The organism is Candidatus Pelagibacter bacterium nBUS_29 (genome assembly GCF_051200905.1).
Taxonomy (GTDB): Bacteria; Pseudomonadota; Alphaproteobacteria; order Pelagibacterales; family Pelagibacteraceae; genus Pelagibacter.
This window is the reverse complement of the sequence record NZ_CP172843.1, coordinates 636,824-662,410: the sequence shown is the minus strand read 5'-3', so window position 1 is coordinate 662,410 and position 25,587 is coordinate 636,824. Positions and strand designations below refer to the sequence as shown.

Annotated in this window: 25 protein-coding genes and 3 tRNA genes; 20 read left to right on the top strand and 8 right to left on the bottom strand. The window is 29.2% G+C overall.

Annotation, left to right across the window (positions count from 1 at the left end; translation table 11 throughout):
• The 8 genes from trkA to ACIJYA_RS03570 all read left to right on the top strand — a co-directional run bounded on the left by trkA (position 1) and on the right by ACIJYA_RS03570 (position 7,923).
• Complete coding sequence (gene trkA, locus ACIJYA_RS03605) at positions 1–1,392, top strand: Trk system potassium transporter TrkA (protein ID WP_435089211.1); 1,392 nt, start codon at positions 1–3, stop codon at positions 1,390–1,392.
• 285 nt (positions 1,393–1,677) lie between these two features.
• A complete protein-coding gene (locus tag ACIJYA_RS03600) occupies positions 1,678–2,805 on the top strand; it encodes a TrkH family potassium uptake protein (RefSeq protein ID WP_435089209.1) in 1,128 nt (375 codons plus the stop codon).
• 34 nt (positions 2,806–2,839) lie between these two features.
• Positions 2,840–2,917, top strand: a tRNA-Arg gene (locus ACIJYA_RS03595).
• A 167-nt stretch (positions 2,918–3,084) separates the two neighbouring features.
• Positions 3,085–4,125: an amino acid ABC transporter substrate-binding protein gene (locus tag ACIJYA_RS03590; protein WP_435089207.1), complete on the top strand. Its 1,041-nt coding sequence runs from the start codon at positions 3,085–3,087 to the stop codon at positions 4,123–4,125.
• A gap of 66 nt (positions 4,126–4,191) precedes the next feature.
• Positions 4,192–5,337 carry an amino acid ABC transporter permease gene (locus tag ACIJYA_RS03585; protein WP_435089205.1) on the top strand — a complete coding sequence of 382 codons (1,146 nt, stop codon included), beginning with the start codon at positions 4,192–4,194 and terminating at the stop codon, positions 5,335–5,337.
• 2 nt (positions 5,338–5,339) lie between these two features.
• On the top strand, positions 5,340–6,611 hold the full coding sequence (locus ACIJYA_RS03580) for an amino acid ABC transporter permease (RefSeq protein WP_435089204.1): 1,272 nt from the start codon (positions 5,340–5,342) through the stop codon (positions 6,609–6,611).
• A 6-nt stretch (positions 6,612–6,617) separates the two neighbouring features.
• Positions 6,618–7,352 (top strand): amino acid ABC transporter ATP-binding protein, encoded by a 735-nt coding sequence (locus ACIJYA_RS03575; protein ID WP_435089202.1) that lies wholly within the window; start codon positions 6,618–6,620, stop codon positions 7,350–7,352.
• Between the two features lie 199 nt (positions 7,353–7,551).
• Positions 7,552–7,923 (top strand): helix-turn-helix domain-containing protein, encoded by a 372-nt coding sequence (locus ACIJYA_RS03570; protein WP_435089201.1) that lies wholly within the window; start codon positions 7,552–7,554, stop codon positions 7,921–7,923.
• A 93-nt stretch (positions 7,924–8,016) separates the two neighbouring features.
• Here the strand turns inward: ACIJYA_RS03570 and ACIJYA_RS03565 are convergent.
• Positions 8,017–8,092: transfer RNA gene (locus tag ACIJYA_RS03565), tRNA-Asn, on the bottom strand.
• Between the two features lie 50 nt (positions 8,093–8,142).
• Positions 8,143–8,216 (bottom strand) — tRNA-Cys (locus ACIJYA_RS03560).
• A 124-nt stretch (positions 8,217–8,340) separates the two neighbouring features.
• Here ACIJYA_RS03560 and ACIJYA_RS03555 point away from each other — a divergent pair.
• Genes ACIJYA_RS03555 through ACIJYA_RS03545 form a run of 3 tightly spaced genes read left to right on the top strand, consistent with a single transcriptional unit; the run spans position 8,341 to position 13,891 of the window.
• The gene (locus tag ACIJYA_RS03555; RefSeq protein ID WP_435089199.1) at positions 8,341–10,968 is read left to right on the top strand and encodes a valine--tRNA ligase; all 2,628 of its coding nucleotides are present in this window, start codon (positions 8,341–8,343) and stop codon (positions 10,966–10,968) included.
• Entirely contained in the window at positions 10,968–12,686 is a 1,719-nt protein-coding gene (ilvD, locus tag ACIJYA_RS03550; RefSeq protein ID WP_435089198.1) for a dihydroxy-acid dehydratase, read from the top strand. The genes ACIJYA_RS03555 and ilvD overlap by 1 nt, the downstream gene beginning before the upstream one ends.
• Positions 12,686–13,891: a sugar phosphate nucleotidyltransferase gene (locus tag ACIJYA_RS03545; RefSeq protein WP_435089196.1), complete on the top strand. Its 1,206-nt coding sequence runs from the start codon at positions 12,686–12,688 to the stop codon at positions 13,889–13,891. The genes ilvD and ACIJYA_RS03545 overlap by 1 nt, the downstream gene beginning before the upstream one ends.
• Before the next feature lie 2 nt (positions 13,892–13,893).
• On the opposite strand, the gene ACIJYA_RS03540 is transcribed toward ACIJYA_RS03545, so the two are convergent.
• Positions 13,894–14,412: a hypothetical protein gene (locus ACIJYA_RS03540; RefSeq protein WP_435089194.1), complete on the bottom strand. Its 519-nt coding sequence runs from the start codon at positions 14,410–14,412 to the stop codon at positions 13,894–13,896.
• Between the two features lie 11 nt (positions 14,413–14,423).
• Positions 14,424–14,573 (bottom strand): hypothetical protein, encoded by a 150-nt coding sequence (locus ACIJYA_RS03535; RefSeq protein ID WP_435089192.1) that lies wholly within the window; start codon positions 14,571–14,573, stop codon positions 14,424–14,426.
• A 224-nt stretch (positions 14,574–14,797) separates the two neighbouring features.
• Here ACIJYA_RS03535 and ACIJYA_RS03530 point away from each other — a divergent pair, with 224 nt between their 5' ends.
• Positions 14,798–14,968 carry a hypothetical protein gene (locus ACIJYA_RS03530; RefSeq protein ID WP_435084866.1) on the top strand — a complete coding sequence of 57 codons (171 nt, stop codon included), beginning with the start codon at positions 14,798–14,800 and terminating at the stop codon, positions 14,966–14,968.
• 78 nt (positions 14,969–15,046) lie between these two features.
• Here ACIJYA_RS03530 and ACIJYA_RS03525 read toward each other — a convergent pair whose 3' ends face one another.
• Entirely contained in the window at positions 15,047–16,012 is a 966-nt protein-coding gene (locus tag ACIJYA_RS03525) for a hypothetical protein (protein WP_435089190.1), read from the bottom strand.
• A 291-nt stretch (positions 16,013–16,303) separates the two neighbouring features.
• Complete coding sequence (locus ACIJYA_RS03520) at positions 16,304–17,350, bottom strand: zinc ABC transporter substrate-binding protein (protein WP_435089189.1); 1,047 nt, start codon at positions 17,348–17,350, stop codon at positions 16,304–16,306.
• A 71-nt stretch (positions 17,351–17,421) separates the two neighbouring features.
• Here ACIJYA_RS03520 and ACIJYA_RS03515 point away from each other — a divergent pair, with 71 nt between their 5' ends.
• The 4 genes from ACIJYA_RS03515 to ACIJYA_RS03500 are packed head-to-tail and all read left to right on the top strand — an operon-like array spanning position 17,422 to position 20,395.
• On the top strand, positions 17,422–18,168 hold the full coding sequence (locus ACIJYA_RS03515; RefSeq protein ID WP_435089187.1) for an ATP-binding cassette domain-containing protein: 747 nt from the start codon (positions 17,422–17,424) through the stop codon (positions 18,166–18,168).
• 1 nt (position 18,169) lies between these two features.
• Positions 18,170–18,973: a metal ABC transporter permease gene (locus tag ACIJYA_RS03510; RefSeq protein WP_435089185.1), complete on the top strand. Its 804-nt coding sequence runs from the start codon at positions 18,170–18,172 to the stop codon at positions 18,971–18,973.
• A 24-nt stretch (positions 18,974–18,997) separates the two neighbouring features.
• Positions 18,998–19,396, top strand: coding sequence for a Fur family transcriptional regulator (locus ACIJYA_RS03505; protein WP_435089184.1), 399 nt, complete (start codon positions 18,998–19,000; stop codon positions 19,394–19,396).
• Positions 19,397–20,395, top strand: coding sequence for an Ldh family oxidoreductase (locus ACIJYA_RS03500; protein WP_435089183.1), 999 nt, complete (start codon positions 19,397–19,399; stop codon positions 20,393–20,395).
• Here ACIJYA_RS03500 and xth read toward each other — a convergent pair.
• Positions 20,387–21,163 (bottom strand): exodeoxyribonuclease III, encoded by a 777-nt coding sequence (gene xth / locus ACIJYA_RS03495; RefSeq protein WP_435089182.1) that lies wholly within the window; start codon positions 21,161–21,163, stop codon positions 20,387–20,389. The genes ACIJYA_RS03500 and xth overlap by 9 nt on opposite strands.
• Positions 21,163–21,480 carry a HesB/IscA family protein gene (locus tag ACIJYA_RS03490; RefSeq protein ID WP_435089180.1) on the bottom strand — a complete coding sequence of 106 codons (318 nt, stop codon included), beginning with the start codon at positions 21,478–21,480 and terminating at the stop codon, positions 21,163–21,165. The genes xth and ACIJYA_RS03490 overlap by 1 nt, the downstream gene beginning before the upstream one ends.
• A gap of 50 nt (positions 21,481–21,530) precedes the next feature.
• Here ACIJYA_RS03490 and ACIJYA_RS03485 point away from each other — a divergent pair, with 50 nt between their 5' ends.
• The 4 genes from ACIJYA_RS03485 to ACIJYA_RS03470 are packed head-to-tail and all read left to right on the top strand — an operon-like array spanning position 21,531 to position 25,582.
• The gene (locus ACIJYA_RS03485; protein ID WP_435089178.1) at positions 21,531–22,649 is read left to right on the top strand and encodes a deoxyguanosinetriphosphate triphosphohydrolase; all 1,119 of its coding nucleotides are present in this window, start codon (positions 21,531–21,533) and stop codon (positions 22,647–22,649) included.
• The gene (argS, locus tag ACIJYA_RS03480) at positions 22,646–24,379 is read left to right on the top strand and encodes an arginine--tRNA ligase (RefSeq protein ID WP_435089177.1); all 1,734 of its coding nucleotides are present in this window, start codon (positions 22,646–22,648) and stop codon (positions 24,377–24,379) included. The genes ACIJYA_RS03485 and argS overlap by 4 nt, the downstream gene beginning before the upstream one ends.
• Positions 24,379–24,639, top strand: coding sequence for a hypothetical protein (locus tag ACIJYA_RS03475; RefSeq protein WP_435089175.1), 261 nt, complete (start codon positions 24,379–24,381; stop codon positions 24,637–24,639). Before argS ends, ACIJYA_RS03475 begins: the two co-directional genes overlap by 1 nt.
• On the top strand, positions 24,632–25,582 hold the full coding sequence (locus ACIJYA_RS03470) for a glycoside hydrolase family 3 N-terminal domain-containing protein (RefSeq protein WP_435089174.1): 951 nt from the start codon (positions 24,632–24,634) through the stop codon (positions 25,580–25,582). The genes ACIJYA_RS03475 and ACIJYA_RS03470 overlap by 8 nt, the downstream gene beginning before the upstream one ends.
• Positions 25,583–25,587: the final 5 nt, after the last annotated feature.

Below are 25,587 nucleotides of genomic sequence, written 5' to 3'. Positions count from 1 at the left end.
ATGAATATAATTATCTGTGGAGCGGGTAGAGTAGGTTTTACTATAGCCAAACAGCTTAGTGAACAAGGCCATTCTATTACTGTTATAGATCAATCTAGCGAAGATATCCAAAAGATAGATGACTCCTTGGATGTTAAAGCTATAGTTGGAAAAGCCACGTATCCAACTATTTTAGAGAAAGCAAACGCTTCTGAAGCCGACATGATTATAGCAGTTACACGTAACGATGAAATTAATATGGTTATTTGTCAAATAGCTTTTTCTATCTTTAATATCCCAAAAAAAATTGCAAGAATTAGATCGCAAGATTATTTAAATCCAAAATTTACAACTGTTTATAATAAAGAGAATTTACCAATTGATGTAATTATTTCACCTGAATTAGAAATAGCGAAATCAATTCAAAGAAAATTGGAAGCACCAGGCGCTTTAGATAGCGTACCTTTTGCTGATAACAGAATTAGATTATTAGAAATTTTGATAAATGAAAATTGTAATTTAATTAATATTAAACTTAATGAGCTAACAAAAAAACATCCAAATCTTGATGCAAATATAATTGGTATTATTAGAGGGGATAAATTTTTAATTCCTAAAAAGAATGATGATATTCAAAAAGATGATAAAATTTATGTTATAATCAACTCAACTCAAATGTCACAAACGCTTGAAGCTTTCGGACACAATGAGAAGGTATCAAAAAAGATATTGATTGTAGGTGGTGGAAACATTGGATTTAACCTTGCAAAAAATCTTGAAGAAAGCTTAGACTCAGCAAGAGTAAAAATTGTTGAAAAAGATAAAGATCGTTCAGAATTTTTAGCAAACGAACTAAATAATACTATTATTATAAATGGTGATGCTCTTGATGAGGAAGTTTTAATTGAAGCAAATTTAGAAGAAGTAGAGACTGTGCTTGCACTTACGAACGATGATGAAGATAATTTGATGGTTAGTGTTCTTGTTGAAAAATTTGCAAAAGATGAAAAGAAAATTGATGATAAAAGAACAATGGCTTTAATAAACAAGCCAAATTATTCATTATTACAAAACTCTTTGAAGATAGATGATTTAATTGATCCTAGGATGAATACAGTTTCAAGTATTTTGAAACATATCCACAAAGGTACAATCGAAACAGCCTACACTATTCTTAATGGTGAATACGAAGTAATTGAAGCTGAAATTATTGAAACGTCAGAATTAATAAACAAAGAATTGAAAAATTCAAATTTACCTGAAGAAATTAGAATTGGTGCTGTTTTACGTGATGATAAAGTGGTGATACCAAGATCAAATTTCATATTTCAAAAAGATGATAGAGTTGTTTTATTGTCCAAAAAAGATTCAATATCAGTAGTAGAAAATATATTTAGAATAAGTTCTATATAATTATTAATGTCTCTATTTAGGGTAAAATATCTAAGTTTTTTTTTAATCCTAGTATCAGTCTTTTCTTTTTTTAATATAATTTACTCTTATTATTTCAATTTATATCTAAATCTGAATACATACTATTTTAGTTTATTTTCTTCATTAATTATTGGTTTATTATTTTATAAGATCAAAGAAGTTAATAGAAAACCATCAATATTTGAAAAGATTTTAACTGTCTTTTTGGGCTACATTTTATTGCCAGTAATATTGTCTCTCCCTTTCTATTTCAGTATTTATAATTTGACTTTTTTAAACTCAATATTCGAGTCTGTTTCTGGATTTACTTCTACAGGATTTACAATTTTTGATAATATAAAACACATTGATCAAGGTTTAATTTTATGGAGATCCTCAATACAATGGATAGGGGGTTTATATTTCCTTTTTTCAATTATTTTTTTAATAGATATTTATGATGATAGTTTAAAAAAATCACTTACAAACTTTTTATCATTTAATAGTGCCGAAGTATTAAAGCAAACAATTAAAATTTTTATTTTATACTCAAGTATAACTATATCTATTTTTTTAATCTTAAATTTCTTTGATATTAGATCTTTTAATTCTCTTAATTTATCAATGACTATAATTTCATCAGGTGGTTTTTTGCCATCCAATAATCTTTCATCAATTTTAATTAACCAGTCTCAAATAGTTATTTTTTCATTATTAATGTTAGTTTCTTTTTTTAGTATTTTCTTTATTTATAATTTGATTTTTTTAAGAAATAAAAATCTTAATTTTTTTTATGAAGATATTCATTTATTTTTGTATCTTTTATTTGCTGTTACAATTTTTTTTATTTTCTTTAGTTTTGATAATAATTTTACTTATAGTTTTTTATCTCTTGTCAGTAGTATATCTAATATTGGTATCTCACTAGAGTATGACCAGTCAAAATTGAGTTTTATTTATTTAATTTTAGTAATAGTTGGTGGATCTTTTTTCTCCACAAGTTCTGGTTTAAGGTTTTTAAAAATATATTCATTAACCAAATATTCGTTAAATCAAATTTTATCTTTTAGTAAACCTAAAAATGTTTTTATGAATAAATTAATGTTTTCTAAAATAAATTTTGAAGTCAAAGAAATTAATAAATATTTCTTAACAATAATAATCTTTATTATTTCATTATTTATTTTAACTTCTTTATTAAGTTTAAGTGACATTAGCTTTGAAAGTTCATTTAAATTAGCAATTTTGACTTTAATGAATACAGTCAATTCATCAGCTTATGGTCTAAGTGATTTTGACTTTAATAATCTTCATTTTTTAACTAAATACTTTCTGATTTTTTTTATGATTATAGGTAGAGTTGAGCTCTTATCTTTACTTTTAATAGCTAAAAAATTTCTTTTTAAATACTAATTAAGTATTATATATGTATCAGTATTTATTTATTGCGCCCTTAGCTCAGCTGGATAGAGCATCGGTTTTCTAAACCGAGGGTCGCACGTTCGAAGTCGTGCAGGGCGCACCATTATCAATATATATCCTCTTTACTTTTGCTCACACAACATATAGTTAATAGCGTTCTAAATTAATCAATTTACTTTGATCAACTTTAGATAATGATAAAAGATTAACCTAATTCAAATTTATTTTGAATTATTTGTTAACAAATAAAAATAACTAAAAGGAAGAATAATGTTTAAATACGTAAAACAATTAACTTCTTTAGTAGCAATGGTTGCTGTGTTGTTTACTTTTACAACTGAAACTTTCGCTGCTAAAAAATCTAAGACACTTAAAAACACTCAGAAGAAGGGTTTTGTAAGATGTGGAGTATCTCAAGGTCTACCAGGATTTTCTAATGCTGACGCTGCAGGAAATTGGACTGGTGTTGATGTTGATGTATGTAGAGCGGTAGCTGCTGCAGTACTAGGTGATGCGAACAAAGTTAAGTTCACGCCATTAAGTGCTAAAGAAAGATTTACAGCTTTAACTTCTGGTGAGATTGATATCTTATCAAGAAACACAACTTGGACTCTTTCTAGAGATGCTGACATTGGACTAACTTTCGTTGGAGTAAACTTCTACGACGGTCAAGGTTTCATGGTTAGAAAAAACTCTGGAATTACTTCAACAAGCCAATTCAAAAATGGAATCTCAGCTTGTACTAACATTGGTACAACAACTGAGTTAAACATGAGAGACTTCTTTAACTCTAAAGGAATTTCTTATACTCCAGTTGCTTTTGAAAAAGCTGACGAAGTTGTAGCTGCTTATGATGCTGGTAGATGTGATACTTACACTACTGACAAATCAGGTCTTGCTGCACAAAGAACTAAAATGTCAAACCCTGATGATCACATCGTATTACCTGAAACTATTTCAAAAGAGCCATTAGGCCCTGTTGTTAGACAAGGTGATGCAGTATGGGAAGATATCGTAAGATGGTCTTTAAATACTATGATCGAAGCTGAGGAGTACGGTGTTACTTCTGCTAATGCTGACATGATGAAAACTTCAGAAAACCCACAAATCAAAAGATTAGTTGGTGCTGAAGGTGAAATGGGTGCTGCATTCGGTTTAGATAACGAGTGGAACTTGAGAATTATCAAACAAGTTGGAAACTATGGTGAAAGTTATAAGAGAAATATAGCTGACACTGGTATCTTACCAGACAGAGGTCCAAATGAATTATGGACTAAAGGTGGTATTTTATACGTTCCACCATCAAGATAATTAAAAGTAATAAATTGATAAAAAGGGCTAGATTTATCTAGCCCTTTTTTTATACTATCCGATCAAATGAAATTTAAAAAAATCTTACCTCAATTTTTAACTCTATTATTCATAGTTTTAATCTTTGGTTTCTTTACAATGAATGCCCAAGAGAACATGGATACTAGAGGTATCGAGTTTGGTTTTGGTTTTTTATCAAAAGAAGCTTCATTTGATATTCAATTTTCGTTAATTGATTATGATGGCTCCATGTCATATGGACGTGCTTATCTAGTTGGACTATTAAATACATTGTTAGTTTCATTCATTGGTATTATTTTAAGTACTCTATTAGGTGCTGTGATTGGTGTTGCCAGATTATCACCCAACTATCTAATTAATAAAACAGCCAGTTTTTATGTTGAATTCTTTAGAAACATACCTTTGTTGTTACAGATCTTTTTTTGGTATTTTGCAGCTTTAAGAGCACTGCCAATGCCAGAGGATGCCCCATTAATTTTTGGATCTTCTTTTATGACTATTAAGGGGCTATATACACCAGCTCCAATTTGGAACAATTTTGATGTATTTATGATTGCTTTGATTGTTGCAATGGTGGCAATTTATTCTTTCAATAAATTTGCAAAAAAAAAACAAGAAGAAGAGGGTAAACAGTATCCAAAATTTTTAATTTCACTTGGAATTTTTATAATACTACCAGCATTAACTTTTATAATAGGTGGTGTTGATCTGTCTTGGAGCTTTCCAGAATTGAAACAACTGGCTCAAACTTCCTTCACGTATGAAGGTGGTATGGGAATACCTCCTGAACTTATAGCGCTGACATTGGCTTTAACTTTGTATACAGCAACTTTTATTGCCGAAAATGTAAGAGCTGGAATACAGGGTATTGGGAAAGGTCAAAAAGAAGCTGCTGCATCAATTGGTTTAACACCTAGCCAAGTTTTGAAATTAGTAATTTTACCTCAGGCATTAAGAATTATAATACCACCTACTACAAACCAATATTTAAACTTAACAAAAAATTCATCTTTGGCTGCAGCTATTGCTTACCCAGATTTAGTATTAGTTTTTGCAGGTACTGCAATGATGCAAACAGGTAGAGCTATTGAGATTGTGGGAATTACAATGGCCACTTATTTATCAATCAGTTTAGTAATTTCACTATTCATGAACTGGTATAATAAAAGAATTGCGATACAGGAAAAATAGTAATGAGTAATATAAATTTTTTAAAACCCAATAGAACAAATTTAAATTTATTTTTAATCTTAGGTTCTTTATTTTTTGCACTAGGGTTAATTGATTTTTGTCTAAATAATTTTTATGAGACTAATATCACTGGATTTTTACCTAGTTTTGTCAGTTTTTTTACCCCTCTAATCTTTGGAATGATTGGATTACATTTAGTAAGAATAGAATTTTCTGGAATTAAAATTCTAGACGATCTTAACAAAAATATTAACACTAGTAATTTTAATGCAGCTTTAAGCATAAGTATAATTATATTGATAATTTTTAGTGTTGCGCCATTACTCAATTGGTTTGTTCTTGATGCTACATTTGTTGGTGATAGCAAAGAAGCTTGTACGGGAGGTGGTGCATGTTGGGTTTATATTAAAACTTGGTTTAATAGATTTATGTATGGAATGTATCCTAATGCTGAGCAATGGAGAGTTAATGCAACATTCATTATTGTTTTAGGATTGATGGGAGCAGGATATTTTTTTCCATTGAAATATAAAAAATATCTAACTTTTTATTATGTTATCTTTCTACCAATAATTTCATTTCTTTTAATTTACTATCTAATTTCAGGTGGTGAATTTGGTTTAGAATGGGTAGAAACAGGTGCATGGGGTGGTTTATCCTTAACTTTTATTGTTTCTTTCTTTTCATTAATCTTCTGTTTCCCCATAGGGATGATGTTAGCACTTGGAAGAAGATCTGATTTAACAGTAGTTAAATACTCTTCACTTTCATTTATTGAGTTTTGGAGAGGTGTACCGTTAATTACAGTATTATTTATGTCTGCAGTTATGTTTCCAATGTTTTTACCAGATGGAACATATGTTGATAAATTAATTAGAGTTATTGTTGCTATTACATTATTTGAAGCTGCTTATACAGCTGAGGTTATTAGAGGTGGTTTACAAGCACTACCTAGAGGACAGTATGATGCAGCAAAATCTTTAGGTATGGGGTACTGGAGACTTCATTTATTAGTAATTTTACCACAAGCTCTTAAATTGGTAATACCTGGTATTGCCAATACTTTTTTAGCTTTAGTAAAAGATACTCCATTAATTTTTGTAGTAGGGTTATTGGAGTTAGTTGGAATGTTAAATTTAGCAAAAACAAATCCTAAATGGCTTGGGTTTTCGATGGAAGGTTACGTATTTGCTGGAATTATATTCTGGATTATTTGCTACAGTATGAGTAAATATAGTCAAAAATTAGAATTAAAATTTAAAACAGATAGATAAATAACTATGTCAGATTCAATTATACAGATTAAAGAAGTAAACAAATGGTATGGAGACTTTCAAGTACTTAAAGATATTAATCTTGAAGTTAAAGCTAAAGAAAAAATTGTTGTTTGTGGACCATCTGGATCTGGTAAATCTACACTAATTAGATGTATTAATAGATTAGAAGAGCATCAAAAAGGAAATATTATAGTTGATGGAACTGAGATTTCTGAAGATACAAAAAATATAGAACAAGTTAGAGCAGAAGTCGGAATGGTTTTTCAACAATTTAATTTATTTCCGCATTTATCAATTTTAGACAATTGCACATTAGCTCCTATTTGGGTTAAAAAAATGCCTAAAAAAGAGGCTGAAGAATTGGCTTTAAAACACTTGGAAAGAGTTCAAATTTTAGATCAAGCTCAAAAATTTCCGGGACAACTTTCTGGTGGACAACAACAAAGGGTAGCTATTGCTAGAGCGCTATGTATGGAACCCAAAATAATGTTATTTGATGAACCAACATCTGCATTAGATCCAGAAATGATTAAAGAAGTACTAGATGTAATGGTTGATTTAGCTAAACAAGGAATGACCATGATAGTTGTTACTCATGAAATGGGATTTGCTAAAGAAGTTGCTGATTGCATGATATTTATGGATGAAGGTAAGATAGTAGAGAAGGCTGACACAAAAGAATTTTTTGCTAATCCTAAAAGCGATAGAACAAAGCTATTTTTAAGCCAAATTTTATAACTTTTAACTCTTTTATTATCAAAAATTTGGATAACTGTTTGATATTTTTATCTTAAAAACAATAGTTTTTTTAAAATCTTAAGCTTGACAGGTTTTTTATCACTCATCTTTTTACAAGAAAAAAAATAAATTTATCTGTTGCATGAACCTCAATAAGTTTGTTCAATATGATTTTAAAATTTAATTAAGAGGGGTCTTAATGGAAGATAATTTCAACAAACACTTAGGTAATAAACTTAAGCTGAGAAGATTAGCTTTAGGATTAACACAAACTAAAGTTGCTAAAGCGATTAATGTTACATTTCAACAAATTCAAAAATACGAAAAAGGAACTAATGGAGTTAGCTCTATTAGATTACTTCAATTATCTAATTATTTAAAAGTTCCAATTAATTATTTCTTTGAAGATTTTTCTGAATATCTAATTAACTTAGAAAAATCTCAAGAAGGTCACATGAATGTTAACTATAATTTTTTAACAAAATTATATTCAGAACTTAGTGCTGATCAAAAATTAAAATTTAATAAATCTTTACAAATATCAGGAACAGTTATTTCTAAAGCAGTTTAATTTAAGATTAAATTTAAGACCTCTAAACAAATAATCAAAAATCATTTGTATTAAATTCAATTTTTAGAATTTTTAATATATTAAGTAAATTTTTGGCTCCTCGGGTAGGACTCGAACCTACGACCAATTGATTAACAGTCAACTGCTCTACCAACTGAGCTACCGAGGAATGTAAAAAACTCAACTTACTTTTTTTTAGAACTAAAACAAGATTTTTTTTGGAGGCAACGCCCAGAATCGAACTGGGATAGGTAGATTTGCAATCCACTGCGTAACCATTCCGCCACGTTGCCATCTTGTTTTGACTAATAGCTTCAGATGCCTTTTTATATTAAATATTTCTCATTAGTCTATTAAATAACGATCTAAATTGATTATTGTTAATTTAGATTAATAAATTATAAACTTTATACATTCATGAGTAACGATAAATATATACATTCTGATGTAGAGGATAAGATTTACTCTTATTGGGAAAAAAATGAATTATTCAAACCTAAAGAAAATTCAAAAAAATTTTCAATAGTTATACCTCCACCAAATGTGACTGGAAGTCTTCATATGGGTCATGCTTTGAATAATTCTATTCAAGATTTGTTAGTTCGTTATCACAGAATGAATAATTATGAAACTTTATGGCAACCAGGTACAGATCATGCAGGTATTGCTACTCAAGCTTTAGTTGAAAGAAAACTTACTGCTGAAAAAATTGATAAAAATGAAATTGGTAGAGACAAATTTATTGAAAAAGTTTGGGAATGGAAAGAGCAATATGGTGACATCATTATTAACCAATTAAAAAAACTTGGATGCTCTTGTGACTGGTCGCGTAATGCTTTTACAATGGATGAAAACCTTTCAAAATCAGTAATAAAAGTATTTGTTGATCTATATAATAAAGATTTAATCTACAAAGATAAAAAACTAGTAAATTGGGATACTGTTTTAAAAACTGCAATTTCTGATCTTGAAGTTGATCAAAGAGAAGTAAATTCAAAAATTTATTATATTAGGTATCCTATTGATGGAACCGAAGAATTTATAACAATTGCAACAACAAGACCTGAAACAATGTTGGGGGATACTGCAATTGCAGTTAATCCAAAAGATGATCGCTTTAAATCTTTTGTCGACAAAAAAGTTACAATACCAATTGTTGGAAGAAAGATTAATATTATAGAAGATGATTATGCAGATCCTGAACAGGGGACTGGTGCACTAAAAATTACACCTGCGCATGATTTTAATGACTACGATGTTGGACAAAGAAATAATCTTGAAATTATAAATATATTTACTGAAGCTGGTAAAATTAACGAAAACGCGCCTAAAGAATATATAGGATTAGACAGATTTGAAGCAAGAAAGAGAATTTTAAAAGAATTAAAGGATAAAGATTTTTTTGTTAAAGAAGAAAATATAAAAAATAAGGTTCCATATGGGGATAGATCTAACTCTATAATTGAGCCTTTCTTAACAGAACAATGGTTTGCTGATGCAGAAAAATTATCTGTTAAGGCAAAAGAAGTTGTTAATTCAAAAAAGACTAAATTCTTTCCTGATAATTGGTCTAAGACTTATTTTCAATGGATGAACAATATAGAGCCTTGGTGTATTTCAAGACAACTTTGGTGGGGCCATCAGATACCTGCTTGGTATGGTCCTGACAAAAAGATATTTGTTGCTGAAGATGAAGATGATGCAAAATTATTAGCAAAAAAACATTATAAAAAAGATGTTGATTTAATTCGAGATCCTGATGTCTTGGATACATGGTTTTCATCTGGTCTTTGGCCATTTGCAACATTGGGTTGGCCAGACAATAAAGAGTATGTTGAAAAGTTTTATCCAACTTCAGTTTTAGTAACTGGTTTTGATATTATATTTTTCTGGGTTGCTAGAATGATTATGTTTGGAACAGAATTTTTAAATAAAGAACCTTTTAAAGATATTTATGTTCATGCTTTAGTTAGAGATGAGAAGGGTCAAAAAATGTCAAAATCTAAAGGTAATGTTATTGATCCTTTAGATTTAATTGAAAAATATAGTGCCGATGCATTAAGATTTACTCTTCTTTCAATGGCATCTCCTGGTACTGATGTAAAACTTTCAGAAGACAGAGTTAAAGGATATAGAAATTTTTTGAATAAACTATGGAATGCTAATAATTTTTTAATCACAAATGAATGTGATTTTTCTGATATCGATAAAGTTCCAAATTTATCAGTTAATATCAATAAATGGATTTATGCAGAATTAATTGAAGCAAAATCTAAAATTGAGAAAAATTTAGAAGACTATAGATTTGACGAGGCAGCAAAAAATGCTTATCAATTTGCATGGCACTCTTATTGTGACTGGTATTTAGAATTATCTAAAACAATACTATTTTCGGATAATAAAGAAGCTAAATCTGAGGTTAAAAAAGTTTCAAGTTATATATTCAAGCAAATCTTAATTTTGTTACATCCTTTTATTCCATTTGTTACAGAGGAGATATGGCTTAAAAATAAATTTGATAATTCAAGTAAAGATTTTTTAATGCTTGCTAATTGGCCTTCTGGTAAAATCAACAAAGACTCTAATACAGAGCAAGTTGAAAATATTATAAGTATAATATCTGAAATTAGATCCTTTAAGAATGAACTTAATGTAATCCCAGGTTCATTTATAGACATGTCTATCAATAATATTAATGATATCCAAAAAAAATTTATTAATGACAATGAAATTATCCTTAAAAAATTGGGAAGAATAAACAATATCCTTAATGATGACTTAGATAAGCCAGCAGCAACTATGGTTGTTTCAGGTGATTTATTTAAGATTTATTTTGATAAAGATGTTGATTTAAAATTAATTAAAGAAAATTTAACTAGTAAACAAAATAGAATTCAGGAAGAAATGAACAAGATATTGCAAAGATTAGAAAACAAAAGTTTTGTAGATAGAGCACCGAAAGAGATTGTTGATCAGGAAAAAACTAATTATAATAATTTAAAGAATGATATTGATAAAATATTAGTAACTATAAAGGGAATATAATGGCAAAATTTAATAAAAAGAAACTTCCAAGCAGACATACATCATTAGGCGCAGATAGAGCTCCTCACAGGTCTTTTTATTATGCAATGGGTGAAACAGAAAAAGATGTATCAAAACCTTTTGTAGGTGTTGTTTCAACTTGGAACGAAGCTGCTCCTTGTAATATTGCTCTTATGAGACAAGCTCAATCAGTTAAAAAAGGTGTTAGAGCTAATGGTGGTACTCCAAGGGAATTTTGCACAATTACAGTTACAGATGGAATTGCAATGGGTCATGAAGGAATGAAAGCTTCTTTAATATCTAGAGAGGTAATAGCAGACTCTGCTGAGCTTACTGTAAGAGGGCATTGTTATGATGCATTAGTTGGTATTGCTGGATGTGATAAATCTTTACCAGCGCTAATGATGTCGATGGTTAGATTAAATGTACCAAGTGTATTTATTTATGGCGGATCAATTCTTCCAGGAAGATATAAGGGAAAAGACGTAACAGTTGTTGATGTATTTGAGGCAGTTGGAAAACATTCGTCTGGTCAAATGTCTTCAGCAGAACTTAGAAAATTAGAATTAGTTGCATGTCCAAGTGCAGGTGCCTGTGGTGGTCAATTTACAGCAAATACGATGGCATGTGTATCAGAAGCTATTGGTTTAGCCTTGCCATATTCTGCTGGAACGCCAGCTCCATATGAAGAAAGAGATAAGTACGCTAAAGAAAGTGGAAAAACAGTAATGAATCTTTTAGCAAAAAAAATTAAACCTAGAGATATTGTTACAAAAAAAGCTTTAGAAAATGCTGCTACTATAGTTGCTGCCACAGGTGGATCTACTAATGCAGCATTACATCTACCCGCAATTGCCAACGAAGCTGGAATAAAATTTGATTTAATGGATGTGGCTAAAATTTTCAAAAAAACACCTTATCTTGCTGATTTGAAACCTGGTGGAAAATATGTTGCAAAAGATATGTGGTTAGCAGGCGGTGTACCAATGTTGTTAAAGACACTTTATGATGGAGGTTTTATTCATGGTGATTGTATGACTGTTACCGGGAAAACAATGAAGGAAAATTTAAAAAATATTAAATTTAATCCTAAGCAAAAAGTTTTAAGAAAATATGATAATCCATTATCTCCAGATGGAGGAGTTGTTGGTTTAAAAGGAAATTTAGCTCCTGATGGCGGTATAGTTAAAATTGCCGGACTTAAGAAATTACAATTTACTGGTAAAGCAAGATGCTTTGATAATGAAGAAGCAGCTATGGACGCTGTCCAAAAACGTAAATATGAAGAAGGCGATGTAATTATAATCCGTTACGAAGGCCCTGTAGGAGGCCCTGGGATGAGAGAGATGCTATCTACAACAGGTGCAATTTATGGTCAGGGAATGGGTGAAAAAGTTGCTCTTATAACAGATGGAAGGTTCTCTGGAGCTACAAGAGGCTTTTGTGTGGGTCATGTAGGCCCTGAGGCGGCCCTAGGAGGCCCTATAGCTTTATTACGTAATGGAGATGTAATTGATATAGATGCTAAAAAAGGGACGATAAATGTAAGGCTTTCTAAAAAAGAATTAACTTTAAGAAAAAGAAAATGGAAACCAAGAAAATCAGATTTTGGATCAGGCACACTTTGGAAATACGCACAAACAGTAGGACCAGCTTATTTGGGCGCACCAACTCATCCTGGTAAGAAAAAAGAAGTTAAGGATTATTCAGAAATTTAATGAAGATACGACCGGTCATTTTATGTGGAGGTGCCGGAACAAGACTTTGGCCAAATTCTAAAAAACATCAAGCAAAACAATTTATTGATTTTGGAAATTGGACTTTACTGGGTAAAACTTTAGAGCGAACTAAAGCACCTATTTATGACTCTCCAATTATAAGTACAAATAAAAAATACTTAAAACAAGTAAAACAACATCTTAAAAAAAATAAGATTAAAAAATATAAGATAGTTTTAGAACCTGCAAAAAGAAATACGGCTCCAGCTATATTAAGTACTGCCTTAATTAAAGATATTCCAAATGATCAGCCATTGATGTTTTTTACAGCTGATCATTTAATTGAAAAAATGAGTGTGTTTAATAAAGCGATAAATAAAAATAAATCAAATTTAACTAATCAAAATATCTTCATATTCGGTATTAAACCCACATCACCTTCAAGTGAATACGGATATTTTGTTACTAAAAAGATTAAAGGAAACATTAATAAAGTAACTAAATTTATTGAAAAACCCAAAATCTCTAAAGCTAAACACGTAATAAAACAAAAAGGTTATTGGAATTCAGGAATGTTTTTCCTTAGAAAAGACTCAATAATTAATAACTTTCAAAAAAACCAACCAATTATTTATAAAAACTGTGTAAATGCGGTTAAAAAAGCAAAACTAAAATCTAATACTTATTATTTAAACAAAACTTCATTTACCAAAGCTACAGCTAAATCATTTGACTATGCAATTTTAGAAAAAACAAAGCAAATTAATGCTATCAAACTAGATATACCTTGGTCAGATCTTGGAAGTTGGAAAGAAATTTTAAAAATGTATGACAAAAAAAAGAATAAATACATCAAGAAGAAGAATATCTTTTATCGACCATGGGGCAGGTACACAAATTTATTTGAAGGTAAAGATTTTTTGATTAAAGAGTTATTTGTAAAACCAAAAGGTATTTTAAGTTTACAGAAACATCATCATAGAGCTGAACATTGGCTAGTTACTCAAGGAAATCCCAAGATAACATTGAACAAAAATAGTTTTGTAAAAAAACCAAATGATCATATCTTTATTCCACTAGAGGCAATTCATAGAATTCAAAATCCTGGAAAAAAACCAGTCAAAATATTTGAAGCTCAAGTTGGATCAATTCTTAAAGAGACAGATATAGTTAGATTTGAAGATATTTATGGAAGGGTTAAATAAACTTACCTTTGAGCTGAAATCTTTATTGGTAAGTCTTTTGTTACATCAAATCTTTCTTTTTTAGTCACATCATCAATTTGTTCTGATTTTTTTTTTAAACACCACTCTTCATATAGTCTGCAGAATGTGTAAATTGCATTATATCTATCGATCATTATCACAGTATTTAATTCACTTTTTATTAAAAATTTAACATCATATAATTCTTTAATGTTAACTTTACTCAATACTTCTCTTGAGTCTGGGTTATAATAACCAGATTTATCTTCACAAGGTGTTTCTAAAATTTCATCAATATATTCTTGAAAAATTTTTCCCTTAACAAACTTTTCATCATAATTATTTGAATTTATGGTTTCATATATTAATCTTCTCAATGGGGGTTGGTTTAGCTCTATCCACAAATTTAGAAGCTCAAAATATATCAATTCATATAATCTAATTTGAATTGGTTTTCCTCTAACAATTTTAGACCATTCAATAAATCTTCTAATCTCAATATCTTTTCTAATATTTTTCATTTTATCTAATTTTAGCCATCAGCTTTTAATTTAGTGTGTCCACAATTTTTACACTCAAGAGTCGTAATTCTATCTGTTGGATTAAATCCAAACTCAATATTTATTGTTTTGTATCTGTGTAATCCAAGAAAACACAGTAATTTTACCAATTTTAAAATCATAATTTTGACACTTTAAATTGTTAATTTTTAAAAATTGATCATCAGCCTAAAGCTGAATTAGTGCGGGACTTAAACAGATCATACCGTAGACGCAAAACTAAAGCAAAAAATAATTCAGTTTTTTTTCTTATTTACTTAAGAGCACCTTTTTAAACCCTTTTTTAAAATTAATTTTTTTTTAAATTCTGATTGTTTTAATTTTATTTATGCTATGATTATTCAATATGAAGGAGTTTAAAGAACTCATCAAAAAACACAAAAAAATTGAATTAGCAATTAAGCATTTTACAAAATTAAGAATGAATGACAGAGCTTTTTCTTCTTGGGAAAAACTAAGAAAATTAAAAAAAGAAAAACTAAAATTAAAAGAGTTAGTTTCTAAATTCAAGAAATAATATCTTAAAAAAAAATACTAAAATTATACATTTCATGGTCGTATTAGATATTTCTAACACGACCATAATTAGATTTATTTAAAACCAATTATTCGGAATAATAATGTAGTGAATTGCTAAAACAATTCCTACAGACACACTTAATCCAAAGATCATTTTAATGAAGTCTTTTCCAATTAATGGGAAGACGTATTTGAATTTGTACTCTTTATTCATAGTTGATATAGCAAGTTCTCTACCACATAATAAACCTACAAATACCCATGTTGTAGACATTGGAAGGTCATTAAGTTCTTTAAAGTAGTATAGTACCGCAGCATAAATAACATTTATTATTGTTGCTGATCTCGCATATCTTGTTCCAGTTTTATCTAAAACAACTTTTTGTATTGGTCCACCATGAATATAAAATATATAGAACAATAATGCTGTAAAGTACGCTAGAACAATTAATAGTAAAGTTACATCTAGTTGTCTTGGGAGATAAACTGCAATATTTGCTACGTCGTGAGATAACCAAACCCACCATAACCAACCAGAAGTCACCCAAACTGAGTTTCTCCAAAATCCTATCCATTTATCTTCAACTTCATCAAATTTTTCATTGATAAACTTTGATACTACTATCCAAGCTAAATACGCGACTACAGCAGCCAGGCCATAACCCACAACACTTTTCATTAGCATTTTCTCCAATACTACAGTGGATGCAAATGCTGAAAGTACTAAGAAGGTTGTAGATACTGGTATACCAACTCTAGTAAGTACTAAAAGAATAGCAGGAGCCACTGCGTGGTACCATTGAATTTCTTGAAATGGTATTCTGTTAAGCCTGCCGTATGATATATCACCATCATACGAATACCACCCCCATGTAATAGCTATAGCCATTACTACAGATGCTGAACCAGCAAGAGTGTACCATTTAAACCATTTTTGTTTAGACGCTATAAAAGTACCTAGCGTTTGTATTGAATCATTTGCAATAACGCTATAACCAGCTAATGCAAAGCCGACGATCGTATATATTGTTGTCAGTTCCATTTCTTTCCTATTTTTTTTGTTTACTTTATTGTTTTCCGTTTCGAACAATTCTTATTCTTGATGACGATTTAATAGGTGTGAGGAAATTTATCTATAATTAAATTTATTATTTTTTTTTGAAGTGAGTTGATTCATCGATATTTATAATAAAAAAAACATAAGTCCACAGTAAGAATATAGAAGTTTTTTAAAGGAATAGCTGATTCATCATCAATATATTATCTTTAAAATTTGTCTACTTAAAATTTACAAATATAAGTTGTATTTTAGTACAATTACAAAACTACTGACTTAACAATCTTTAAATGACAAAGACATATTCTTTATTAAATCAAAATATAAATTTTTACCTGGATCTAAAGTTGCACCTAATGGATCCAAAACACCTGTTTTTATCTTCATATCTTTTGATACAGCGTTGATTATGTCAGGATTAAATTGAGGCTCAGAAAACACGCAAGCAACTTTATCATGTTCAATAATTTCTCTGATTTCTGCTAATTGTTCTGCACCGGGCATTACATCGGGGTTAACAGTAAACGCTCCAAGAATATTTACATTAAATCTTTGTTCAAAATATTGATATGCATCATGAAAAACTATAGATGACACACTTTTGTTTAATTCAGTCATCACTTGGATTATAAGAGTATCAATTTCTTTAAGTGCTTTTTTTAAATTATTTTTATATTTAGATGCATTTTCAGTATCATTTTCGATCAAATGTTCAGCCATTTCATTTAAGATTACTTTAGCATTCATTGGATCTAACCAAATGTGAAAGTCATAATCTCCGTGTGCATGATCATCGTGATCATCATGATCGTGGTCGTCGTGATCATCTTCTTTTTTAGCGTGATCATCATGATCGTGGTCGTCGTGATCATCTTCTTTTTTAGCGTGATCATCATGATCGTGGTCGTCGTGATCATCTTCTTTTTTAGCGTGATCATCATGATTGTGCTCATCAAAAATATTTCTTTCCCTGAACTTTAATACGTTCAATCCTTTAACTTCTATTAATTCGATTTTTTCGGCTTTTTTTGCTATTGAGCTCAATGGTTTTTTTAGAAAATTTTCCATACTTTCACCAACCCAGAATATAATATCTGCATTTTGTAACATTTTTGCATGAGATGGTTTCATGGAAAATGCGTGAGGAGACGCATAGCCATTTACAATTAAACTTGGTTTTCCAACCCCATCCATAAGATAACTTGCTAAAGAATGGATAGGTTTTATTGATGTAACTACTTTAATTTCAGCACTAGCTGATGTAAAGAATGTTAACATTGATAAAATTGATAATATTAAGGGTAATTTTTTGATATTTTTCATAATAAGTAATTTAATTAGTTGTTATAATATAACAGTATGTAATAATATAACATATACAAGTCAAGATATAAATGAACTCAGATAAAAATATATTAGTTGAACTAAATAAAGTTGGTTTTAAACAAAATAATAAATGGTTAGTTGAAGGTGTTTCGTTAAAAGTTGAGAAGGGAAAGATTGTTACTTTAATTGGCCCAAATGGGTCTGGCAAAAGTACTACAGCAAAAATTGCATTAGGTATTTACAAAAATATTGTGGGAAGTGTTGAAAAATTTACAAACAAAGTTGGTTATGTTCCTCAGAAAATTTCAATAGATTGGACCTTGCCACTAAGAGTGTATGATTTTATGCTTTTAACTGAAGATATTAAAGACGAACCAATAAATGAAGCTTTAACTCTAACTGGAGTTAGTCATCTTAAAAATGAAAATTTAGGAAATTTATCAGGTGGAGAATTTCAAAGAGTTTTGATTGCAAGAGCAATTTCAAAAAAACCAGAATTATTAGTTCTAGATGAACCAGTTCAAGGCGTTGATTATACTGGAGAGATAGCGTTGTATGAATTGATCAAAAAAATTTCAGATACTTTAAATTGTGGAATTTTATTAATTTCCCATGATTTGCATACTGTTATGACAGCAACTGATCATGTTGTTTGCTTGAATGGTCATGTATGTTGTTCAGGTACACCAATGGATGTTGCTAAAAATAATGAGTACAAAACTTTATTTGGTGAACAAGCCTCTCAAATTCTATCTGTTTATGAGCACAAACATGACCATGTTCATTCAGATGAGGGTCAAATAAAGAAAAATTAATATGTTAGATGATTTTTTCATAAGAGCTTTAATAGCTGGAATAGGAGTTGCGTTGGTAACGGGCCCACTAGGCTGTTTTGTAGTATGGAGAAGATTGTCTTATTTTGGCGATACACTATCTCATTCAGCCTTATTAGGAGTTACAATAGCTTATTCTTTTGAGCTTAATATTGCGCTTTCAGTATTCATAATTTCATCTGTAGTTGCATTAATATTAATTCAGCTTCAGAAAAAAACCAATCTACCTGGAGACGCTTTGTTGGGTCTTTTGGCACATTCTTCTTTGGCTGTTGGATTAGTTGTAATTGGTTTTTTAACCTTTATTCGTTTCGACATAATGGGTCTTTTATTTGGTGACATATTAGCCGTAACAACTAATGACTTAATTATTATATGGACAGGTGGAGCAATAATTTTATTTATACTTAAATTGATTTGGAAACCTCTGTTCGCATCTACGGTAAATTATGAACTAGCAGAAGCAGAGGGATTAAATCCCGATAGATCAAAAGCTGTATTTACAATTCTGATGGCTGCTGTAATTGCTATATCAATTAAAATGGTTGGTTTATTATTAATCACTGGAATGTTAATTATACCAGCTGCAATGGCCAGAAATATTTCAGATAGTCCAAAGAAAATGGTTTTATACTCAATTATTGGTGGTCTTTTATCAGTAATATTGGGTTTATTTTCTTCATTAGAATTTAATACGTCATCTGGACCTTCAATAATTATGGCTGCTTTAGTTTTATTTATATTGTCTTTACTTAATATTAAACAATCGATTAAATTGAAAAATTAACAACTAATTGATAAGAATTTGTATATGCAAAAAGAACACAATCTTTCTAAAAACCAAAAAATCATTTTTGATATAATTGATAAATCTGGTGAGCCGATGAAAGCTTATTCAATCCTGTTTAATGTTCAAAAAGAAGGTATTAAAGCTCCATTACAAGTTTACAGAGCGTTAGATAAATTAGTAGAAATTGGAAAGATCCATAAGATTGAAAGTAGAAATGCTTTTATAGCTTGTCAAAATTCTAATTGTCAAATTTCTAAAGCAACAGCATTCTCAATTTGTGAAAATTGTGAAAATGTTTCTGAAATAAGCAATTCAAAGCTTTCAAAATATTTATCAAACTTTACGGATGAAACTGGAATGAAATACAGCAAGTATAATTTAGAATTTTTTGGTTTATGTAAAAATTGTAAGACTAAATAAATGAGTAATATTTCTTTATCCTTGGATGAAATTTTTGAATTAGCAAAAAGAACGCTAATAGCTAATGGGTGCAATGATGAAACTGCAACTATTTTATCAAATCTAATTAGAAATGCAGAAAGAGATGGATCTGTATCCCATGGCTTATTTAGGTTACCCGCATATGTAAGCGGTCTTAAGAGTGGAAAGATAGACGGTAAAGGAAAACCTGAAATTAATAAAGTTTCTTCATCTGTAATTAAAGTTCAGGGCAATAATTGCTTAGCTCCAGTTGTTTTGAACAAAGGTTTACCTGAATTATCTAAAGCTGCGAAAGAAAATGGTGTTGCCGTTTTAGCTATTAATAATTCACATCATATGGCTGCTATGTGGCCTGAAACTGAAATGTTAGCAGATGATGGTTTAGTTGCTTTTGCTTGTACATCATACAAGCCTGCTGTTGCCCCTGCTGGTGCAATGAAACCTTTGTTTGGTACAAATCCAATTTCATTTGCTTGGCCAAGACCTGGAAAGACACCTGTTGTATATGACATGGCAACAGCTTCTATGGCCATGGGGGAAGTTCAAGTCGCTAAAAGAGAAGGGCATAAAGTTCCTCTTGGAACAGGTTTAACTAAAGATGGAAAAGATACTACTGATCCAGCAGAGATTGCTGACGGTGGTGTTTTATTACCTTTTGGTGGATACAAAGGCTCAGCTATAGCTATGATGGTTGAGTTGTTAGCTGGTGCTTTAGTGGGTGATAATTTCAGTTATGAAACAGCTGCTAAAGATAATAATGATGGTGGCCCACCAAGCGGTGGTGAATTTATTCTAGCTATTTGTCCAGATAAAACTGCAGGTACAAGCTGGCAAAAACATGCAGAAGAATTTTTTGAAAAAATGAAATCAATGGGTGAAGTGAGATTACCTGGTGAAAGAAGACATAAAAATCGACAAGATACTGGCCCTAGACATATCAATGAAGAATTAGTTAATAAAATTAAATCTTTAAGTTAGTTTAATTTCAATCGGAGTATGATCTGATGGCTTTTCTTTACCACGAGGATCTTTATTAATATTAATATCTTTTATATTATCGATAAGAGAGTTTGAAACTAAGAAGTGGTCAATTCTCATACCATTATTTTTTTGCCAAGCACCTCTCATATAATCCCAAAATGTATATCCCTCTTTATCTTCATTAAAGTGTCTATAAACATCATTAAAACCAAGATTTAACATTTCTCTAAATTTTTTTCTAATTTCAAGTCTATACAAAGCGTCGTCTTCAAAGCTTTTAACGTTATAAACATCTTCAGCAGCAGGGATAACATTAAAGTCTCCAGCTAAAATGATGTTTTGATTTTTTTTAGATAAAGTTTTTAGTTGCTTGATAAGTTGATCCATCCAATTTTTTTTATAATCATATTTTTCAGTATCAACAGGATTACCATTAGGTGTATAGATATTTATTAATTGAATAACTTTTTTTTTATATTCTATTTCTGCAGAAATTATTCTTGATTGTTTTAACTTATCTTTGATTAAATCAGTTCTGACATTATTTAACTTTCCTTTAGATATGATGGCAACACCATTATAGCTTTTTTGACCAAAAACATGACTTTCATAATCCATGGAGGCAAAATCATCATATGGAAAATTAACATCTTCAGTTTTTATTTCTTGCATCATTAAAACGTCAGGTTTGTATTTTAGTAGATAGCTTTTGATATTTTCTATTCTGGCTCTTACTGAGTTAACATTCCAAGATGAGATAATCATTAAAGTGAGAATGAAACACCACAGCCACAAGAAGATTTGGTTTGTGGATTAGAAATTTTAAAAAACTCACCAATAAGCTCAGATACATAATCAACCTCAGAACCTTTTAATAAATTTGCTGAAGTTTTGTCAATTAAGATGTTTTCAAAATTTAAATCATCGTCATTTTTGGATTTTTCAAATGTAAATTCATATTGAAAACCTGAACATCCTCCGCCCTTAATAGCGATTCTAAAAAATGATCCATCATCTTTTTTAGATAATAAATTTGCTATCTGTTTTAGAGCATTATTTGTAAATTTAATTTCTTTAATCATGTCTGAACACTGATACTACTAATATAATACTTAATTATTTAAATTAAAGGATGAAAAAACACACTTTGTTAGGCGTATTCAAAAGTAAGGGAAGACTTAGTAAAGAGCCCACTTCAAAGTATCGATCACCATTTCAAAGAGATAGAGATAGAATTATCCATAGTGCATCGTTTAGAAGGTTGAAACATAAAACACAAGTATTTGTAAATACGGAGGGAGATCATTTCAGAACGAGAATTACCCATTCTATTGAGGTTGCTCAAATAGCAAGATCTGTTGCTAAATATTTAAATTTAAATGAAGATTTAGCTGAAACATTAAGTCTTGCTCACGATTTAGGTCACACACCATTTGGCCATGCTGGTGAAGACGCTTTAAACGAATGTATGGAAAATTATGGTGGTTTTGATCATAATCTGCAAACATTAAGAATAGTTATGTTCTTAGAGAATAAGTATTTTAAATTTAAAGGTCTAAATTTATCTATTGAAACATTAGAAGGGTTGTTAAAACATAACGGACCTGTCGAAGATACAAACTTAGTAAATAGCTTAATTGGTTTAAAGGTATTTAAAGGAAAGATTAATTTTAACACTTACGCATCTTTAAAGTCTCAAATTTCAGCAATTTCTGATGATATTGCTTATAATAATCATGATATTCAAGATGGAATTAAAGCTAATTTGTTTAAATTAGAAGAACTTGTTGAAATAGACTTTTTTAAATCGATTTATCTTAAGTATAAAAATAAAATAAATAAAAGAAATTATAAAATTGCCACTTATCAAATAATTAGAGACTCAATTGATTTAATGATTAGAGACTTGTTGTCTAACACACAAAAAAATTTAAAAGAGTTAAAAATTAAATCTGTAAATGATGTTAATAAGGCAGATCAATTATTAGTTAATTTTTCAGATAAATTACAGAATTCAGAAAGAGAAATTAGATTATTTTTGAGAACTAAAATGTACAATAATAAATCAGTTTTAAGGAAAAATCAAAGAGGTAAAGCGATCATTAAAAAATTATTTAGTATAATTAAATCTAATCCTAAAAAATTTCTTTCAAAAGATCAATTGACTAGTGATAAATTTAGAGCTATTTCAGATTTTATTTCAGGTATGACGGATCGTTATGCTATTAACCTATATAATAATTATAAATGAATATCTTTGAATCGTACCTAGACAAAATTAAATTAATTTTAATTAATCTTAGCAAACAAGGAGAGTTACTTATTCCAGAAACTTTTAATGGAATTAATGCGGAAATTCCACCAGCTCAATTTGATTGTGATATATCGACTAATGTAGCAATGGTACTTTCAAAATTAAATAAAAGATCGCCAATAGACATAGCTGAACAAATATCTCCCATTATTAAAGATAAAGATTCATTAATCCAAAATATAAAAATTGCGAAACCAGGTTTTATTAATATTAAGTTTAAACCTTTGTTTTGGACAAATTTTATTCAAGAAATCATTACTAACAAAAAAAACTTTGGTGTTAATGAAAAAGAAAAAAAGCTAAATTATTTAATAGAATTTGTTTCAGCTAACCCAACAGGACCCCTTCATGTCGGTCATTGTCGTGGAGCTATATTGGGTGATGTAATCTCAAATGTATTAATCTTTAACCATCATAAAGTTACTAAAGAATATTATGTCAATGATTATGGAAATCAGATTATTAATTTTACTAAATCTGTTTTTGCCAGAATACGTGAGATTAAATTTAATGAAAAATTTCCAATTGATAATTCCGATCTATATCCAGGAGACTATCTAGTTGATTTTGCAAAAAATATTATTTCTTCCAATGCAGAATTAAATTTTGAAAATTATGAAAATATAAGTGAAAGATTAACTGAATTATCAATAGAACAAGCCTTATTATTGATCAAAAAAAATCTAAAAAGTCTTGGCATTAAACATGACAATTTTGTTAGCGAGAAAAATATTGTTTTAGATAAAGAAGTTGAAAATGTAATAAAATTTTTGGAAGTTAATAATTTTGTCTATAAAGGTAAAATTAAAGCACCGGCGGGGGAAGATAAGAAGGATTGGGTAGAAAGAGAGCAATTGTTGTTTAGATCAACAGATTTTGGTGATGATAAGGATAGGGCTTTGCAAAAATCTGATGGTACCTGGACTTATTTTGCAAGTGATGTTGCCTACCATAAAAATAAAGTTGATCGTAAATTTGATTATCTAATTAATATACTTGGCGCAGATCATGCTGGTTATATAAAAAGAATTTCTTCTTCAGTAGAAGCTCTTTCGGGAGAACAAAATAAATTAATTTGTAAAATTAGTCAGCTTGTAAAATTAATTAAAGACAACAAACCATTTAAAATGTCAAAAAGAAAAGGCGATTATATTACAGTTGACGATTTAATTGAGGAAGTTGGTAAAGATGCAACTAGATTTATTATGTTAAACAGAAGTAGTGATGTGGAGCTAGATTTTGATTTTGATGCTGTCAAAGAAAAATCTAAAGATAACCCGCTATACTATGTTCAATATTGTTATGCTAGAATTTCATCTGTATTTCGGCATTTGGACAGAGATTTAGAAAAAGATATTAATATAGACAATTTTAAATTCGAATATTCTGTTGATGAAATTAAAATTTTAAAGAAGATATCTGAGTGGCCAAAATGTATTGATGCATCTAGCACAAAACTAGAACCTCATCGAATACCAATTTACTTATATGAGCTTGCTGCTGAATTTCATTCTTATTGGAATCTTGGAAAACAATTTCCAGAAAAACGATTTATCAATGATCAAAAAAATATCTCTCAAGATAAATTAGTTTTTTTAAAAGCAATTGCAAATGTAATTAAATCAGGAATGGATATAGTTGGTGTTGCTTCTCCAACTAAAATGTAATGTTAAAAGAGATTAAGTATTTAATATTTATAACAATTATTATAATATTTCTTTTTTTCACGGGAAGATATTATTTCTCAAATGATAATATCAAAAATTCTTATAGATCTTACAAAAATATTAATCAGAAAATTAAGGATTATTCAAAAAATTTACCGTTATTAAGAAATGATACAGATAATGTCATTGAATATGTGAAACAGACAGACAAAAAAAAGAAAAAAAAATTTAACTTTTGGAAATTATTAGAAAATGATTAAAAATAGAAGAGCTATAATCGTTGGTATTAAATCTTACAAGTTATCAAGTAATGAAAAAAAATTTTTAATTAAATACAAACCATGGGGCGTGATATTGTTTTTAAGAAATATTAAATCTATCAAACAAACCAAAGTTTTAACAGATAGTATAAAAAAGATATTTAAAGATAAGAATTATCCAATATTAATTGATCAAGAGGGTGGAAGAGTAAATAGATTAAGTAATATTATTTCTTTTGACAACTTAACATCTGAATATTTTGGCAATCTTTATGAAAAAGATAAAATGAAATTTGATATTATTTATAAATTATTTATTGATAAAACATCTTACTTATTAAAGTTAATAGGAGCAAACATTAATACTGTGCCTGTTTTAGATCTTAGAATTAAAGGATCTAGTAATATAATTGGTAATCGATCTTTTTCAAAAAAAGCAAAAATAGCCTCTAAGTTGGGTGATTTATGTATAAAATTATTTCAAGAAAATTCGATTGGAACAATAATAAAGCATATACCGGGACATGGCTTAGCTAAAGTTGACAGTCATAATTTTACTCCTGTAGTTGATAAATCGCTTAATTATCTAAAGAAATATGATTTTAGTGTTTTTAAAAAAAAGAACTGTTTTTTTGCAATGACAGCTCACGTTATTTATAAAAATATTGATAAGTTAAATACAGCAACTCAATCAAAAAAAGTGATTAATCATATTAGGAATTCAATCGGTTTCAAAAACATTATAATTTCAGACGATCTTTCAATGAAGAGCTTAAAAGAGACCATGAAAGACAATACTATTAAATCATTTAAAGCTGGATGTAATATAGTTCTTCATTGCAATAGTAACCTCAATGAAATGAAGATAGTTGCTGAAAATTCACCCTTGATAAGTAGCTTTATAATTAAAAAAACATCACAATTTTATAAAATTTTAAGTTAATATTT